This window comes from Pokkaliibacter plantistimulans (assembly GCF_003194385.1).
GTDB lineage: Bacteria > Pseudomonadota > Gammaproteobacteria > Pseudomonadales > Balneatricaceae > Pokkaliibacter > Pokkaliibacter plantistimulans.
In genome coordinates this window covers 19,937-35,814 of record NZ_LAPT01000077.1, presented here as the reverse complement: position 1 = coordinate 35,814, position 15,878 = coordinate 19,937, and the positions used below count along the sequence as shown (strand labels likewise).

Here is a 15,878-nt window from a genome sequence, read left to right as displayed (position 1 = left end):
TCCTGTTGCTCCCCTCTTTCCATCCTCGACCATTTTGATCTCGCTATCCGTCATTACACGCTGCTCTTAGATTAGACTAACTGGCTGACTCAGCATTGATCAGCAACCTTACCCCATACACAGGCGCACAACCGCCTTGAAATGAGGGAAAGCTTAAATATAGGCACAGCAACTATAGAACACTGCAGCTGACTGCACACCCCTGCGCGACAGACTTACACGTCTGCCATCACCCGGACTGATATAGCCATCCGCGCCAAAATACTGTTTCAGAGTTTCCAAGAATACAGCCCTTCTGCTCAGTTCCAACCTCGCTTCGTGGGGAAAATAATAAGAAACTTGCAAGGAAACAGCCAAACATTGAAGTGAAATTAGGCGTAACTAGACTATAAAGATAATTTTCGGCAAACTAGTCCGCCAATTCGCATCGGCCTAGGCCAACGGTGTGACGCAACCTCGGAAGCCCCGGCTCCAGGAGGTTGCAGTAGCAATATCTGGTGCAGCTCATTAACTAATATCAGCAATGCTGGCAAACGTCTCTGCCTGATTGAAGACCCACAGTCTCCCCGTCAGGTGCAGGTGATGTTCTAATGCATGTCAGGAACGGCGAATTTATGGCAAAGATTCTGGTCCTCAACGGTCCCAACCTTAATCTTCTCGGCACACGTGAGCCGGAGGTCTACGGTTACACCACGCTGGCCGATATCCAAGCCATGCTCGAAGCCCAGGCCACAGCCAGCGGCCACAGCCTGGACTTTTTTCAGAGCAATGCTGAACACCTGCTGGTAGAGCGTATTCACCAGGCACGCACGGAAAAGGTCGACTTTGTTCTGATCAATCCGGCGGCTTTCACCCACACCAGTGTTGCCATCCGAGACGCCCTGAGTGGCGTTGCGATTCCCTTTATCGAGGTTCACCTGTCCAACGTGCATAAACGTGAACCCTTCCGTCATCATTCCTATTTTTCCGATGTGGCGGTCGGGGTGATCTGCGGACTGGGTGCTCAAGGTTACTCCCTCGCCCTGCAAGCTGCACTGTCAATGCTGGAGCGGGACTAACGTTCCCTGAATGAGAAAGATGCTCATGGATATCCGTAAAGTAAAAAAGCTTATCGAACTGCTGGAAGAATCCGATATCAACGAGATCGAGATTAAAGAAGGCGAGGAGTCGGTACGCATCAGCCGTGTCTCCAATGTAGTACCTGCCGCAGCCTATGCTCCTGCCTACGCGCCCGCGCCAATGCCTGTGCAGGCCGCGCCAGTCCAGGCTGCCGCACCTGCACCTGTTGCAGCACCTGTTGAAGCCGGCAAGGCAATCGCCGCGGGTCACATTGTGACCTCCCCAATGGTAGGCACCTTCTATCGCTCACCAGCGCCAGGCACCAAGGCATTCGTGGAAGTGGGCTCCAGCGTCAATGCTGGCGACAAGATCTGCATTATCGAAGCCATGAAGATGATGAACCACATCGAAGCAGACAAGGCCGGCACCATTGTGGAAATTCTGGTGGAAGATGGCCAGCCACTTGAGTTCGATCAGCCCCTGTTCGTTATTGCTTAATACACGCTACCGCTAAAGGAAACGCTCATGCTGGAAAAAGTCCTGATTGCGAACCGCGGCGAAATCGCGTTGCGCATTTTGCGAGCCTGTAAAGAGCTGGGCATCAAGACAGTAGCTGTCCATTCCAAAGCCGACCGTGATCTGAAACACGTTCGTCTGGCAGACGAAGCCGTTTGCATTGGCCCGAACTCATCAACGGAAAGCTATCTGAATATTCCTCGCCTGATTGCGGCGGCGGAAATTACCGATGCCTCCGGCATTCACCCCGGTTACGGCTTTCTGGCTGAAAACGCTAACTTCGCCGAAATGGTAGAGAAAAGCGGTTTTGTCTTTATCGGCCCAACCGCCAGTGTCATCCGTCTGATGGGTGACAAGGTTTCGGCCATCAAAGCCATGAAAGAAGCTGGTGTCCCCACCGTTCCCGGCTCCAATGGCCCTCTGCCAGACGACGCTGAGCAAGTGAAAAAGATTGCTCTCGAAATTGGCTACCCTGTCATCATCAAGGCGGCAGCAGGCGGTGGTGGTCGCGGTATGCGCGTGGTGCACGCCGAAGCCGATCTGCTGAGTTCAGTCAGCGTAACCCAGACCGAAGCCAAGGCGGCTTTCGGCGACAGCACCGTGTATATGGAGAAGTTCCTCGAGAACCCACGTCATATTGAAGTGCAGGTACTGGCTGACGGCCAGGGCAACGCCATTCATCTGTATGACCGTGACTGCTCCTTGCAGCGTCGTCACCAGAAAGTGCTGGAGGAAGCTCCTGCACCACTGGTAGATGAAACCGCACGTCAGGCTGTGCTGCAGTCCTGTGTGGATGCCTGTATCACCATCGGTTATCGCGGCGCGGGCACCTTCGAGTTTCTCTACGAAGATGGCAACTACTACTTCATCGAGATGAACACACGTGTTCAGGTTGAGCATCCCGTTACCGAGATGATCACTGGCATCGACATCGTCAAGGAACAATTGCGCATTGCCTCCGGCATGCCCTTGTCGTTCCGTCAGGAAGAAGTAAAGATCAAGGGTCATGCCTTTGAGTGCCGCGTCAACGCAGAAGATCCACGCACCTTCATGCCCTGCCCCGGTCTGGTAAAAACCTACCATGCTGCTGGCGGTTTCGGTGTGCGTGTCGACTCTCACCTGTACAGTGGCTACTCCGTCCCACCCTATTACGATTCGCTGATTGCCAAGTTGATCACTCACGGTGACAACCGTGAAACCGCCCTGGCACGTATGCGAGTTGCACTGGATGAGATGGTTGTTGACGGCATCAAGACCAACATCCCGCTACACAAGGATCTGGTCCGTGACAGCCAGTTCGCCAAAGGCGGTGTCAATATTCACTACCTAGAGAAGAAGCTGGGCTCAGAACACTGATTCCGGTATTTCCTGGAGCCCCTGGCCTGTTGGCATCATGCTGATGCTGCGCAGTCCAGCCTCCCGCCTCTTTGCTACTGCGGTGGCAAAGAGGCTTTTTCTTTTTACAGGAGACTAATCATGTCCTGGCTTCAGATTCGTCTGGAAATCAAACCTGAGCAAGCGGAAGAACTGGAAGATTTGCTACTGGCCGTTGGTGCCGTATCAGTCACCTTTCAGGATAATGAGGACCAACCTATCTATGAGCCCGAACTAGGATCCACTCCACTGTGGAGCAATACCACACTGACTGGCCTGTTCACTGCCGATACGGATATCGAAGAAGCGCTCACTACCCTGCAGCTACACTACCTGGCAGGCCACCCTGGCCAGACATTCCCTGCACACAAAGTAGAAATTCTGGAAGACAAAGATTGGGAACGTGCATGGATGGAGCACTTTGAGCCCATTCAGTTTGGCGAGCATTTCTGGGTATGCCCAAGCTGGAAGCCCACACCTGATCCCGAAGCAGCCAACCTGATTCTCGATCCTGGCCTGGCTTTTGGTACCGGCAGCCACCCCACCACAGCCTTGTGCCTGCGCTGGCTCGCAGCTCAGGACCTGAAAGACAAGGTAGTGATCGATTATGGCTGCGGTTCAGGCATACTCGGCATCGCTGCACTACTACTGGGAGCGCGCATGGTCTATGCCGTGGACATTGATCCACAGGCACTGGAAGCTACTCGCGACAACGCCCAGCGCAATGGCATTCACTCCTCCAGACTGATGACACTGTACCCCGAGCAGATGCCGGAATTGCAGGCTGATGTTGTGGTAGCTAATATTCTCGCAGGTCCGCTGGTCAGCCTTGCGCCCACCCTGGCCGCCTTGTGTCATGTTGAAGGAAAGATCGTGCTGTCAGGCATTCTTTCTCATCAGGCAGAAGAGGTCAGTGCTGCCTACCAGCCCTATTACACAATGTCGCCCCCAGTGATTGTGGAAGACTGGGGTCGCCTGGAAGGAATACGCTTCTGAGATGCCACTCTCCCACCTGATTACCCGCTGCCCGGCGTGCCAGACCGCCTTTAAACTGGAACAACGGCAACTGCAGCAGGCCGGGGGGAGAGTCCGTTGCGGCGTCTGCCATCATGTATTCATGGCTGCTCAGCATATGCTGAGCAGCCAGCCAGAACCGGCCAGCGCCACGCCCCAGGCCAATAGCCGTCCTCCCATCAGGCCATCAGCAGATCGACCCAGTCTGCATCACGTTGTGGTGGCCCCCAAATCCAGAGAACCTGACGCTGCAGCCACACCCTCGCCGCAAGCATCAGCACAGTCGACACCTGTGCACGATGACAAGCGACCCGCACCAGCACAGGCACAGCCTGCAGCACCCGCGCACCCAACGGCGATACCGGCTAACAGCAAACCAGCGCCGACGCGGCGCCAGAACATGGCTGAGACTGCTTCGCACGCAGCGGCAAAGGTCAGTTCAGGCATTCCTGCACCGAACAATACTCAAAGCTCGAGACCAGACAGTGATGTGCTGACGCTGAGCCCCCTGCAGGCGCTGGAAAATCTGCATGACGAGGAACATCTGCACTGGCATGAACCCGTGCCCAAACTGAGTAACGGCCTGCTGGCCTGGACCCTGCTATTGCTGCTGGCACTCCCTCTGCAATGGATCTGGTGGCAGCGTCAGCAGCTGGCCTGGCAGCCCCCCCTTGGGGCTTTTATTCAATGGAGCTGTAGCTCACTTCCCTGCCAGTTGCACCCTCGCAGTGATGTCGACAAGATCAGCAGCACAGCCTTATCCATTCGCGACCATCAGGAATACAGTAATCTGTTGCAGGTCAATCTGACGCTGCTTAATCAGGCGAGTTATACCCAGCCCTACCCAGTACTCGGACTGGTATTTTATGATCTGCAGGGACACCCACGCGCACAGCGTTATATCACCTCCACTGACTATTTGGGTGGCGATCTGGAAGACGCCAAGGAAATGCCCGTCAACACGCCGGTCAACATCAGCTTTACCCTGCAGGATCCGGGTGCCCCCTCGGTCGGATATGCCCTGCACCTCTATGCGGCAGACGCCCGAATTCCCTCTTTCCCACCCAAGCCTGAAAGAGTAGAATAGCCCCCCTTGTTCAGAAACTGCCCACCTGACCCTCATTTTTTGGGGTTTTCAGGCGCTTAGCCAGCCTTATCTATCCGGGAAAAATACGTGTTCAGAATTGGTCCCTATACCATTGATAGCCGGGTCATCCTGGCCCCCATGGCAGGGGTTACCGATCTACCGTTCCGGACTTTGTGCAAGCGTATGGGCGCGGGTTTGGTGGTTTCTGAAATGTTGACGGCCAATCATCACCTCTGGCATTCGCGCAAGTCGCAGCTGCGTATGATTCATCTTGATGAACCAGCACCTCGCTCCGTGCAGATTGCAGGTGGTGACCCTGAAAGTATGGCTAATGCCGCCCGCCTGAGCGTGGAACAGGGTGCCCAGATCATTGATCTGAATATGGGTTGCCCGGCCAAGAAGGTATGTAACAAGGCGGCAGGTTCGGCACTACTGAAAGATGAAAGGCTGGTTGCCGAGATTCTGCAGACCGTAGTCGCTGCCGTTGACGTTCCTGTGACGTTGAAGATCCGCACTGGCTGGAGTCAGGAGCTGCGCAATGGCATGACCATTGCCAGACTGGCTGAAGACCTGGGTATCCAGGCTCTGGCGGTGCACGGCCGGACACGTGAGGACAAATTTACCGGGCATGCCGAGTACGACACCATTGCGGCGATCAAGCAGAGTGTCCGTATTCCGGTATTTGCCAATGGCGATATCGACAGCCCGACCAAAGCCCGTGAGGTGCTCCAGCATACCGGAGCCGATGCGGTGATGATTGGCCGGGCAGCGCAAGGACGGCCCTGGATCTTTCGCGAGATTGATCACTTTCTTCGTGCTGGGAAGGCACTACCAGCACCCCGACTCGCAGAGTTGCACTCGATCTTACTTGAGCACCTGCGAGGGCTACACACCTTTTACGGTGACGTGCTTGGAACGCGTGTAGCGCGAAAACATGTTGGCTGGTACCTGGCAGCTCAGCCAGGCGGTAACGAATTTCGACGTTTTTTTAATCAGATAGAAACCTCCGAAGCGCAAATAGAGGCGCTCGAGCACTTCTTTAGTGAGCGAGATGCCGATAACGAGGTAGCGGCTTAAATGAATATGGCACTGACTAAACTGAATACCCAAGACACGCTCAATGAATCGCCCACCAAGGTGCATACAGCAGTGGTTCCTCAGGAAACTGCCCAGACCCTGCGTGATACCGTGGCACGGTCTCTGGATAACTACTTCAAACAGTTAGATGGCCAACCCGTAAGCGATGTGTACGAGATGGTGCTGGCGGAGATCGAACAGCCCTTGTTTGAGACCGTTATGCACTACACCAAGGACAATCAGACCAAAGCCTCACAGGTTCTGGGCCTGAACCGCGGCACCCTGCGGAAGAAACTCAAACAGTACGGATTACTGTAAGTAGAAAGGCGGCATTGTCCGCCTTTTTTCTTTTTGACCTTTTGGTCAAATTTGACTGCACATAGTGGATTGTTCCACTGCCGGGCAGTGCCAGCCCAGCCAGTCACCCCATGCTTTTACTTGCTGCCCCATTAGAATCTGGATTGCATACCATGTCTGACCAACATCTTTCTCCTGTTCGCCGCGCTCTTCTCAGCGTCTCCGACAAGACCGGACTGTTGGCGTTTGCCCAAGCCCTGCAGGCACGTGGCGTCGCCCTGCTGTCGACAGGCGGCACCTATAAGCTGCTGAAACAGGCCGGTGTAGAAGTGACCGAAGTTTCTGACCATACCGGTTTCCCGGAAATGATGGATGGTCGCGTCAAGACCCTGCACCCTAAAGTGCATGGCGGTATCCTCGGTCGCCGTGGCCAGGATGACGAAGTGATGGCAGAACACAACATTGCCCCCATCGACATGGTTGTCGTCAACCTCTACCCCTTCGCCCAGACCGTAGCCCGTCCTGACTGCAGCTGGGAAGACGCTATCGAGAACATCGATATCGGTGGCCCCACTATGGTTCGTGCAGCTGCCAAGAACCATGCCCATGTCGCTATCGTCACCGATGTTGCCGACTATGATCGCATCCTCAGCGATATGGACAGCAACGACAATCAGCTGACCCTGGCCCTGCGTTATGATCTGGCCGTCAAGGCATTTGAACATACCGCTCGCTACGATGGCATGATTGCTAATTACCTCGGTGCGCGTAACGAAATGGGTACTCAGGTCAGCGACTTCCCTCGCACCTACTCCACTCAGCTGGTGAAAAAGCAGGATATGCGCTACGGGGAAAACCCTCATCAGCGTGCCGCTTTCTACGTTGAGCCAGTGATTCAGGAAGCCAGTGTCTCCACCGCCAATCAGTTGCAAGGCAAGGAACTTTCCTACAATAACGTGGCGGATACCGATGCGGCTCTGGAATGCGTCAAGCCCTTCAAGGATCCGGCCTGCGTCATCGTCAAGCACGCCAACCCCTGTGGCGTTGCCATTGGCGATACCCTTCTGGATGCCTACAACCGCGCCTTCAAAACCGACCCGACCTCTGCCTTTGGTGGCATCATTGCCTTCAACCGTGAGCTGGACGCCCAGACCGCTCAGGCCATCATCGACCGTCAGTTCGTTGAAGTGATTATTGCTCCCAGTGTCAGCAGCGAAGCCCGCGCTATCGTCGCAGCCAAGCAAAACGTGCGCCTGCTGGCCTGTGGCGACTGGGACAGTGACCGTGCGCCAGAGCTGGATTACAAACGAGTCAACGGCGGTCTGCTGCTTCAGGATCGCGATCTGGGCATGGTTGAACTGGCAGATATGAAAGTCGTCAGCAAGCGTCAGCCCAGCGAGCAGGAAATGCGTGACCTGCTATTCGCCTGGGAAGTCGCCAAATACGTCAAGTCCAATGCCATTGTTTACGCCAAAGACGGCATGACCGTGGGTATTGGCGCCGGACAGATGAGCCGGGTGTACAGTGCCCGTATCGCGGGTATCAAGGCAGAAGACGAAGGTCTGACCGTTCCCGGTTCAGTGATGGCCTCCGATGCCTTCTTCCCCTTCCGCGATGGTATTGATGCAGCAGCCAAAGCAGGCATCGTTGCCGTCATCCAGCCCGGTGGTTCAATGCGTGATCAGGAAGTGATCGATGCAGCCAATGAGCATGGCATTGCCATGGTCTTTACCGGCATGCGTCATTTCCGTCACTAATCCACCCTGCGGGAGGCAGACTCTGCCTCCCGCTGTCTTGCTGAAGAGAGCAAACAGATGAAAGTACTCGTAATTGGCAACGGTGGCCGTGAACACGCCCTCGCCTGGCAGGTAGCTCAGCATCCGCAGGTAGAGAAAGTCTTCGTAGCCCCCGGAAACGCGGGCACAGCACTCGAAGCCAAGCTAGAAAACGTCGCCATCGACGTGCTGGCACTGGATGCACTGGCAGATTTTGCTGCACAGAATAATGTCGATCTGACGATTGTTGGTCCCGAAGCGCCGTTGGTAGCAGGTGTAGTGGATTTGTTCCGCTCACGTGATCTGCCCATCTTTGGCCCGACCAAAGGGGCTGCGCAGCTGGAAGGCTCCAAAGCCTTTACCAAAGACTTCCTTGCCCGCCATCAGATTCCTACTGCGGAATACCAGAACTTCACCGAAGTCGAGCCTGCGCTGGCTTACCTGCGTGAAAAAGGTGCTCCCATTGTTATCAAGGCCGACGGTCTGGCCGCAGGCAAAGGCGTCATTGTTGCCATGACGCTGGCTGAAGCCGAAGAAGCCGTGCGCGATATGCTGTCAGGTAACGCCTTTGGTGAAGCAGGCTGCCGGGTAGTGATTGAAGAGTTCCTCGAAGGTGAAGAAGCCAGCTTTATCGTCATGGTCGATGGCGAACATGTCCTGCCCATGGCCACCAGCCAGGATCATAAACGTGTCGGTGATGGTGATACCGGTCCCAACACAGGCGGCATGGGAGCTTACTCCCCAGCCCCGGTAGTTACCGACGTCGTTTTCCAGCGCGCCATGAACGAAGTGATTCTTCCTACCGTGCGAGGCATGGCCGCCGAAGGCAATGAATACACCGGCTTCCTCTACGCGGGCCTGATGATTACCGCCGACGGCACACCCAAGGTGATCGAATTCAATTGCCGTTTCGGTGATCCAGAAACCCAGCCCATCATGCTGCGCCTCCAATCCTCACTGCTGGAACTGTGTCAGGCCGCGCTGGATAAGCGTCTGGATCAGACCCATGCCGAGTGGGACGAACGGGCCAGCATTGGTGTGGTCCTGGCCGCAGCAGGTTACCCCGGCTCTTATCCCAAGGGGGATGTCATCAGTCTGCCCGCAACTCTGCCCGAGGGAACCAAGATATTCCATGCGGGTACCCGACTGGAAAATGGTCAGCCTGTCACCAACGGTGGCCGGGTACTGTGTGTGACGGCCATGGGGAACAGCGTCAAGGAAGCTCAGCAACGTGCTTATGAGCTGGTACACCAGACCAGCTGGGAAGGCATGTTCTTCCGTACTGATATTGCCTGGCGTGCCATTGCCCGCGAAGAACAGCAGTAACCGGCGTTTTCAGGAACGCTATCGCTGTTTGCAACCTCTGGGAACGGCCGGACTTCCGGCCGTTACTATTTCTGCCATTAGTTCATTGCTGTGCAATAGTGCCTTTCCTGCATTGGCCTTGGTCTGCTCCCCTCTCACAGCCATACTTACCCAACGCCATAAATGAAGAAACTTCCAAGCCATGAGCGCCTCAACCACCTCTGCGCAAGTCATCCCTCGCCCGCGAAATGACTTCGACCACTACCATGCCCATGTCTACTTTGATTCCAGCTCACTGGCGCAAGCAACAGCACTGGTTCAGCAAGCGGGTGCCGAGCTGGCAGTACAGGTGGGGCGCATTCATCAGAAGTTAGTAGGCCCTCACCCTCAGTGGAGCTGCCAGCTGGCCTTCGATAAGCACAATTTTGAAGAAGTGATCCGGTGGCTGGAGCAACATCGTCAGGGTTTGGATGTACTGGTGCACGGTGTCACTGGCGACAATCTGCTGGATCACACGGCACACGCCTCATGGCTAGGCCAGCCCAGTAGTTTGCATCTGGATGTCTTTCGCTGAGTGGCCCAACACGAAGCGGCGTTTGCGGCTGGAAAATCATGAGCCAGCATACCCGAATGAGCACAGCGGAGATCGATCTCTGCGACGTGTCACAACGCACAGCAAAGCGTGAACACGCTCTGCGACAGGCGGATATTAAGAAGAAGGTTGCTGGCAGTGTTACTGCCAGCAATGGTTCAAGGTAGCTCCTGTCAGGACAGCGTGAAGCTGTCGGCATCCTGCCAGGCGGGAAAGCCTTCCCGATACTGTGTGAGCTTGTCACTGCTCAGTGTGTGCAGCAATACCCCGTCTGCATTTGGCTCCAGCTCAGCCAAGATTTCTCCTTCAGCCGAAATGATGCGAGAGTCACCACTGAACGACCAGCCATTGCCATCCTCGCCAACGCGATTGCACACCGCGACATAGGCCTGGTTCTCGATGGCACGCGCCTGACTCAACACCTTCCAGTGCATACTGCGCTTGGCTGGCCAGTTGGCAACCAGCACCATCAGATCGTAATCCTGACGATTACGGCTCCACACCGGGAAACGCAGGTCGTAACAGACCAGCGGCAAGATTCGCCATCCGCGATAATCGATCACCACACGCCGGTCGCCACTCTGGTAATGCTGGTGCTCTGCCCCCATGCGGAACAGGTGCCGTTTATCGTAGTAGCTGTAAGCTCCGGCAGGCGGCATCCACAGGAAACGGTTGGTGAAGCCTACTCCCGGCTCCTCCATGACCATGCTGCCGCAAATCACCGCACCACTGCTTTCTGCCATAGCCCGCATCCAGTTCACCGCGTCGCCATCCATGCTTTGTGCACTGGTGGCCGTATCCATGCTGAATCCGGTGGTGAACATTTCCGGCAGAACAATAACGTCGGCCTGCCCCGCCAGTGACTCAATTCTGGCAGTGAACTGCGCTTTGTTAGCAGCCCAGTCCTGCCACACCAGAGCAGACTGCACTATGGCAATCCGCAGATCCTGACGCCCGTCAGTCTGAGTCGTTAAATCTTGCATAGACGCTCCGCGGCTTTCTGCAGGGTTTCAGAACCCTTGGCGAAACAGAAACGCAACCAGCGCAAATCGGCTGGTGGCTGCGAATAGAAGACAGAGATCGGAATAGCCGCCACCCCCACTTCACGAGTCAGCCACTCAGCCATCTCGACATCGACCCTGTCACTGATGGCACTGTAATCGAGCAACTGGAAGTATGTCCCCCGCGTGGGTGTCAGCCTGAATCGGCTCCCCGCCAGCAGCTGACAGAACTCATCACGCTTGGCCTGATAAAAGTTCGGCAACTGCAGATAGTGATCCGGCTCCGCCTCCAGAAAATCGGCCAGCCCCAGCTGGAACGGCGTACTGGTGCTGAACGTCAGGTACTGATGCACCTTGCGCACCTCGGCCGACAATAACGCGGGGGCGACGACATAGCCTACCTTCCAGCCCGTGGTGTGATAGGTTTTGCCAAATGACGACACGACCACCGAACGCTGCGCCAGCTCTGGATGGCAGAGCAAACTCAGATGAGGCTGGCCGTCAAACACAATGTGCTCATAGACTTCATCGCCCAGCAGCAGCGTATCACTGCCACGCAGCAGTTCGGCCAGCGTATCCAGATCCGCACGGCTGAACACGGCTCCGGTCGGATTGTGAGGGTTATTCACAATCACCATACGCGTTTTGCGGTGCAGCGCGTCTTTCAGGCGATCCCAGTCAATGACGAAATGGGGGGGCAGCAAGGGCAGATGGTGGGTAATGCCACCATTGAGGCTGATCGCTGGTTCATAGCAATCATAGGCTGGGTCAAACACGATGACTTCATCACCCGGGCCAACGAGGGCAGCAATGGCGGCAAAGATAGCCTCCGTCGCCCCAGAGGTCACCGTGATTTCGCTGTCTGCATTGGCACTGTAGCTGTATAACGACTTGATCTTGCTGGCGATGGCCTGACGCAGGGCAGGAACACCCGTCATCGGCGCATACTGATTGTGACCATTGAGCAGATAGTGACAGACCCGTTCCTTCAGCAGTGCCGGGCCATCGAAATCGGGAAACCCCTGCGATAAGTTGATTGCACCCTGCTCTGCCGCCAGCTGTGACATGCGGGTAAAGATGGTCGTACCAACCTGGGGCAGTTTACTCGATGGATAATTCATTTTGGTCTGGGCATCCTGGCAAGGTGACGCATACCTTGAGCGCTGGCTTATCCGCCCCCTTCCCCTCCTGAATCACACTGGGCGCAGGGCAGAAGCATCAGCCAATATGCATCGTCAGATTTTGTTGGCGGTCATCGTACATGTTCACGCATGACGGCCAACAACAGGTCACCTGATTGTAGCTGGCGAGCGAGGGATTGAAAGAGGCCAGATGTTCAACAACAACCCGCGCACAACCGGGCTATCGCTAAATGAAGAGCAGTCAGGAGATCACTTGAACAGGCGTAACGCCTTGACTGCCCGACTGCCGTGCTCTGCCAGCATCATTTCTTCGTTGGTTGGTATGATCCACACACCGACCCGGCTGGTTGGCTTGTGAGCACAGTGTCGATGCTGCTGGTTGGCGTCCGTATCCCAATCGACACCGAGCCAGCCTAATTGCGAGAGAATTTTTTCCCGGATCACGGCGTCATGCTCACCCACACCGGCAGTGAACACGATGGCGTCCAGTCCACGCAACACGGCGGTGAGACTGCCTATTTCCTTCACACAGGCATGCACGAAATAATCGATGGCCTCCTCGGCCTCAGGCACGCCCGCCTGATGCAGTTTGACCATGTCGCTACTGATGCCCCCAGACAGTCCCAGCCAACCGCACTCCTTGTAGAGAAAACGCTCCAGCTGGTCAGCATCCCACTGCTCCTCACGCAGCAGATGTACCAGCACCCCCGGATCAATCTGGCCACAGCGGGTACCCATCGGCAGCCCTTCCAGTGCAGTAAAGCCCATGGAGGTCGAAACACTTTGCCCGTGCTGGATAGCGCACATACTGGATCCAGCGCCCAGATGGCAAATAATCACCCGTCCGTCCGCCTGACGGGAAGCCAGTTCCTGTAATCGGGAATAGACGTACTCGTAGGACAGGCCGTGAAAGCCATAGCGCAGCACCCCCTGATCGAGATACTTGCGCGGAATGGCCATCAGTCGTGCCATGCGGGGCTGTCCGGCATGGAACATGGTGTCAAAACAGGCAACCTGCGGCACATTCGGCAACGCTTCCTGTGCCAGTCGAATAAGATTCAGATTGTAGGGCTGGTGCAGCGGGGCCAGAGGCTCAAGTGCCCCCAGTTGCTGCATGACCTCTTTATCCACAATGACAGGCCTGGTGAACTGGCTACCTCCGTGCACGACCCGATGAGCTACGGCTGCCACTTCCTCCAACAGTCCGGCGTCCTTAACCAGCCCGATCACCTGCGACAACGCAGCACTGTGGCGCATTTCCAGCGGTAGACTCTTCCATGACAACAGCTGGTTATTTTCCACCTGGTCATGCCAATGCCAGCGTACCCGTGGGCTGTCGTTGAGCTGGCTGAGTTGGTACGTCAGCTCACACAACCACTGCTGGTCACGGTAAACGAACAGGCTCGCCTTGACGCTGGAAGAGCCAGCATTGAGAGTCAGAATTCGCATTATGCTGCCTCCTTTGGCTGCATAAACAACGCGGCCAGAGCACAGGAAGCCAGACGCCCCTGGGTTTTCTCTGCTCGACTGGTAAGAATGAGTGGCACCTGCGCTCCCAGCACCAGTCCCGCTGACTTGGCCCCTGCCAGATAGATCAGCTGTTTGCCCAGCATATTGGCCGCCTCAAGATCAGGTGCCAGCAGGATATCAACATCTCCCGCCACCGCTGAGCGAATATGCTTGTCTGCGGCGGCCTCGGCAGAAATGGCATTGTCCAGTGCCAGCGGGCCATCCAGCAGCCCACCACAGATCTGACCACGGTCAGCCATCTTACACAGTGCCGCTGCATCCAGCGTGCTTTGCATCTTGGGATTAACCTTCTCTACCGCAGCCAGAATGGCAACCTTGGGCTGAGCGATACCGAGGGCCAGACAGAAATCGATAGCGTTCTGCACCATGTCTTTCTTGTCTGCCAGGGAAGGGCTGATATTGATGGCGGCATCGGTGAGAAACAGGGGTTTGGGATAAAGCGGGACATCGAACACAAACAGATGGCTGAGGCGCCGATCAGTACGAATGCCGTTACTTTTATCGAGTACGGCACTGAGCACCTCGTCAGTAGACAGCCCGCCTTTCATCAGCGCCCTGACTTCCTGCCGGTGCACCAGCGTACAGGCCTCTGCGGCGGCAGCATGGCTGTGTGGCACATCGACCAGCCGCAGTGCCGAGATATCCAGATCACAGCGCTCGGCACAGGCCTCGATTTTCTGCCGCGGCCCGACCAGTACAGCCTCAATCAGGCGTTGTTGATGAGCCTCCAGGGCGGCCTGCAAACTGTTGTCATCCACCGGATGAATAATGGCAGTGGGCATGGGGGCCGTTTGTCTGGCCAGATCAATGAAATACTCCAGCTGGCCATGGGCCGGAGCATTAAGAATACTGAAGGACATACGTACTCCCATAGACACAAGGTGGCGGGGGAGGTAGGCATAACGCCCGGTACTTCTGGATCGATCAAAAACGTTACAAACTGCCTCTATTGTACAACGCACAACCTCTCTATTGTGCAACGCACAACCTCTCTATTGTGCAACGCACAACTAGAGTACAAGTGCACCTGTCGGGCATCAAGCCCCGACGGTGCCATTGATGAATATAATTTGCTCAGCGTTTGATCCGGCTCCGCTGAGCCATCACTCTTCAGCCCTGCTTCATGTGCTCGGTATAAGGTGGCCACCCCATCGGCTTACCGCCCAGCATGTGAAGGTGCACGTGGTAAACCGTCTGGCCACCATGCTGGTTGCAGTTCATCACCACACGATAGCCGTCCTCGGCAATGCCCTCCGCTTTGGCAATGCGGGCAGCAGCCGTAAACAGTTTGCCAATCAGCACTTCATGCTGCTCTTCAATATCGTTGATCGTAGGGATTTCCTGTTTGGGAATAATCAGCAGGTGCAGGGGAGCCTGTGGGTTGATATCGCGAAAGGCCAGTACGTGGTCATCCTCATAAACGATGTCGGCGGGAATCTCACGGGCGATAATTTTGCTGAAAATAGTCATAAGACACTCTTTTTATAACGTGAAATAACAGATGGTCAGGATCGGCTACAGCACTGATTTTGGCACTCTACCATAGCTCACTTCCGTATATCGATCCGCCATGCAGCGGATCACCCCGATGAACTCCTTGCCATACCCCAGCGCCTCCCGCACACTCAGCAGCATTTGCTAGCCTGTGACGGCATCAGACCGGCTGTCAGACCACACTTTAACTCCAGCAGGATCATCCCATGGCATATCCCCTGAACAAAAAAGACTACACCAAGGTGCTCGGCATGAAAGCCGATCAGCGTTACCAGCACCTGATCGACAAGGTGGCCGACTTTGGTGAGGTATGGAGCCTGTACAGCGAGGATGGCTGGGTCGTACTGATGACCGAGGATGACGAATCCTGTCTGCCCATCTGGCCACATCCTGACTATGCCTCAGCCTGGGCGACCGGTGACTGGGCCGATTGTCAGCCCAAAGCTATCGAACTGGACGAATGGATGACGCGCTGGATCCCCGGCATGAAGAAAGATGGCACCCTGCTGGCAGTATTCCCGGGTGATGATGAAGATGGTGTGGTCGTTACCCCTGAAGAGCTGGCTACATCACTGCAGGAAGCGTTGAGCTGATCAGTTGCCTTGTACAGCAAGC

16 protein-coding genes are annotated in these 15,878 nt (G+C 55.7%); 11 read left to right on the top strand and 5 right to left on the bottom strand.

From position 1 onward, the window contains the following. Positions 1–614: 614 nt before the first annotated feature. The 10 genes from aroQ to WH50_RS15645 all read left to right on the top strand — a co-directional run bounded on the left by aroQ (position 615) and on the right by WH50_RS15645 (position 10,078). Complete coding sequence (gene aroQ / locus WH50_RS15690) at positions 615–1,058, top strand: type II 3-dehydroquinate dehydratase (protein WP_104151949.1); 444 nt, start codon at positions 615–617, stop codon at positions 1,056–1,058. A 25-nt stretch (positions 1,059–1,083) separates the two neighbouring features. Further along, the gene (gene accB / locus WH50_RS15685) at positions 1,084–1,557 is read left to right on the top strand and encodes an acetyl-CoA carboxylase biotin carboxyl carrier protein (protein ID WP_110188155.1); all 474 of its coding nucleotides are present in this window, start codon (positions 1,084–1,086) and stop codon (positions 1,555–1,557) included. A gap of 27 nt (positions 1,558–1,584) precedes the next feature. Beyond that, entirely contained in the window at positions 1,585–2,931 is a 1,347-nt protein-coding gene (gene accC / locus WH50_RS15680) for an acetyl-CoA carboxylase biotin carboxylase subunit (protein ID WP_110188154.1), read from the top strand. Between the two features lie 120 nt (positions 2,932–3,051). Continuing rightward, positions 3,052–3,945, top strand: coding sequence for a 50S ribosomal protein L11 methyltransferase (gene prmA / locus WH50_RS15675; protein ID WP_110188153.1), 894 nt, complete (start codon positions 3,052–3,054; stop codon positions 3,943–3,945). 1 nt (position 3,946) lies between these two features. Then, on the top strand, positions 3,947–5,050 hold the full coding sequence (locus WH50_RS15670) for a zinc-ribbon and DUF3426 domain-containing protein (RefSeq protein ID WP_110188152.1): 1,104 nt from the start codon (positions 3,947–3,949) through the stop codon (positions 5,048–5,050). A gap of 87 nt (positions 5,051–5,137) precedes the next feature. Continuing rightward, positions 5,138–6,127 (top strand): tRNA dihydrouridine synthase DusB, encoded by a 990-nt coding sequence (dusB, locus tag WH50_RS15665; protein WP_207780339.1) that lies wholly within the window; start codon positions 5,138–5,140, stop codon positions 6,125–6,127. Positions 6,128–6,133: 6 nt separating this feature from the next. Then, positions 6,134–6,445: a DNA-binding transcriptional regulator Fis gene (gene fis, locus WH50_RS15660; RefSeq protein WP_104152005.1), complete on the top strand. Its 312-nt coding sequence runs from the start codon at positions 6,134–6,136 to the stop codon at positions 6,443–6,445. A gap of 152 nt (positions 6,446–6,597) precedes the next feature. Further along, positions 6,598–8,181, top strand: coding sequence for a bifunctional phosphoribosylaminoimidazolecarboxamide formyltransferase/IMP cyclohydrolase (gene purH / locus WH50_RS15655; protein WP_110188151.1), 1,584 nt, complete (start codon positions 6,598–6,600; stop codon positions 8,179–8,181). 57 nt (positions 8,182–8,238) lie between these two features. Further along, positions 8,239–9,525 (top strand): phosphoribosylamine--glycine ligase, encoded by a 1,287-nt coding sequence (gene purD, locus WH50_RS15650; RefSeq protein ID WP_110188150.1) that lies wholly within the window; start codon positions 8,239–8,241, stop codon positions 9,523–9,525. 181 nt (positions 9,526–9,706) lie between these two features. Next, positions 9,707–10,078 carry a DOPA 4,5-dioxygenase family protein gene (locus WH50_RS15645; RefSeq protein WP_207780338.1) on the top strand — a complete coding sequence of 124 codons (372 nt, stop codon included), beginning with the start codon at positions 9,707–9,709 and terminating at the stop codon, positions 10,076–10,078. A gap of 191 nt (positions 10,079–10,269) precedes the next feature. On the opposite strand, the gene WH50_RS15640 is transcribed toward WH50_RS15645, so the two are convergent. From WH50_RS15640 to WH50_RS15620, 5 genes are all read right to left on the bottom strand, one after another. Further along, positions 10,270–11,079, bottom strand: a complete 810-nt coding sequence (locus WH50_RS15640) for an amidohydrolase (protein WP_110188149.1) — start codon at positions 11,077–11,079, stop codon at positions 10,270–10,272. Then, positions 11,067–12,218, bottom strand: a complete 1,152-nt coding sequence (locus tag WH50_RS15635; protein ID WP_110188148.1) for a pyridoxal phosphate-dependent aminotransferase — start codon at positions 12,216–12,218, stop codon at positions 11,067–11,069. Before WH50_RS15635 ends, WH50_RS15640 begins: the two co-directional genes overlap by 13 nt. A 270-nt stretch (positions 12,219–12,488) precedes the next feature. Beyond that, positions 12,489–13,688 (bottom strand): acetate/propionate family kinase, encoded by a 1,200-nt coding sequence (locus tag WH50_RS15630; protein ID WP_110188147.1) that lies wholly within the window; start codon positions 13,686–13,688, stop codon positions 12,489–12,491. Further along, entirely contained in the window at positions 13,688–14,629 is a 942-nt protein-coding gene (locus WH50_RS15625) for a bifunctional enoyl-CoA hydratase/phosphate acetyltransferase (protein WP_110188146.1), read from the bottom strand. Before WH50_RS15625 ends, WH50_RS15630 begins: the two co-directional genes overlap by 1 nt. A 250-nt stretch (positions 14,630–14,879) precedes the next feature. Next, complete coding sequence (locus WH50_RS15620; RefSeq protein ID WP_104151960.1) at positions 14,880–15,239, bottom strand: histidine triad nucleotide-binding protein; 360 nt, start codon at positions 15,237–15,239, stop codon at positions 14,880–14,882. 230 nt (positions 15,240–15,469) lie between these two features. On the opposite strand from WH50_RS15620, the gene WH50_RS15615 reads away from it, so the two are divergent. After that, the gene (locus WH50_RS15615) at positions 15,470–15,856 is read left to right on the top strand and encodes a DUF2750 domain-containing protein (protein WP_110188145.1); all 387 of its coding nucleotides are present in this window, start codon (positions 15,470–15,472) and stop codon (positions 15,854–15,856) included. The last annotated feature ends 22 nt before the right edge of the window (positions 15,857–15,878 follow it).

Excerpts from the sequence above, each read along its gene's own strand:
- aroQ (WP_104151949.1), top strand. The coding sequence starts at position 615 with ATGGCAAAGATTCTGGTCCTCAACGGTCCCAACCTTAATCTTCTCGGC.
- accB (WP_110188155.1), top strand. The coding sequence starts at position 1,084 with ATGGATATCCGTAAAGTAAAAAAGCTTATCGAACTGCTGGAAGAATCC.
- accC (WP_110188154.1), top strand. The coding sequence starts at position 1,585 with ATGCTGGAAAAAGTCCTGATTGCGAACCGCGGCGAAATCGCGTTGCGC.
- prmA (WP_110188153.1), top strand. The coding sequence starts at position 3,052 with ATGTCCTGGCTTCAGATTCGTCTGGAAATCAAACCTGAGCAAGCGGAA.
- WH50_RS15670 (WP_110188152.1), top strand. The coding sequence starts at position 3,947 with ATGCCACTCTCCCACCTGATTACCCGCTGCCCGGCGTGCCAGACCGCC.
- fis (WP_104152005.1), top strand. The coding sequence starts at position 6,134 with ATGGCACTGACTAAACTGAATACCCAAGACACGCTCAATGAATCGCCC.
- purH (WP_110188151.1), top strand. The coding sequence starts at position 6,598 with ATGTCTGACCAACATCTTTCTCCTGTTCGCCGCGCTCTTCTCAGCGTC.
- purD (WP_110188150.1), top strand. The coding sequence starts at position 8,239 with ATGAAAGTACTCGTAATTGGCAACGGTGGCCGTGAACACGCCCTCGCC.
- WH50_RS15645 (WP_207780338.1), top strand. The coding sequence starts at position 9,707 with ATGAGCGCCTCAACCACCTCTGCGCAAGTCATCCCTCGCCCGCGAAAT.
- WH50_RS15640 (WP_110188149.1), bottom strand. The coding sequence starts at position 11,079 with ATGCAAGATTTAACGACTCAGACTGACGGGCGTCAGGATCTGCGGATT.
- WH50_RS15635 (WP_110188148.1), bottom strand. The coding sequence starts at position 12,218 with ATGAATTATCCATCGAGTAAACTGCCCCAGGTTGGTACGACCATCTTT.
- WH50_RS15630 (WP_110188147.1), bottom strand. The coding sequence starts at position 13,688 with ATGCGAATTCTGACTCTCAATGCTGGCTCTTCCAGCGTCAAGGCGAGC.
- WH50_RS15625 (WP_110188146.1), bottom strand. The coding sequence starts at position 14,629 with ATGTCCTTCAGTATTCTTAATGCTCCGGCCCATGGCCAGCTGGAGTAT.
- WH50_RS15620 (WP_104151960.1), bottom strand. The coding sequence starts at position 15,239 with ATGACTATTTTCAGCAAAATTATCGCCCGTGAGATTCCCGCCGACATC.
- WH50_RS15615 (WP_110188145.1), top strand. The coding sequence starts at position 15,470 with ATGGCATATCCCCTGAACAAAAAAGACTACACCAAGGTGCTCGGCATG.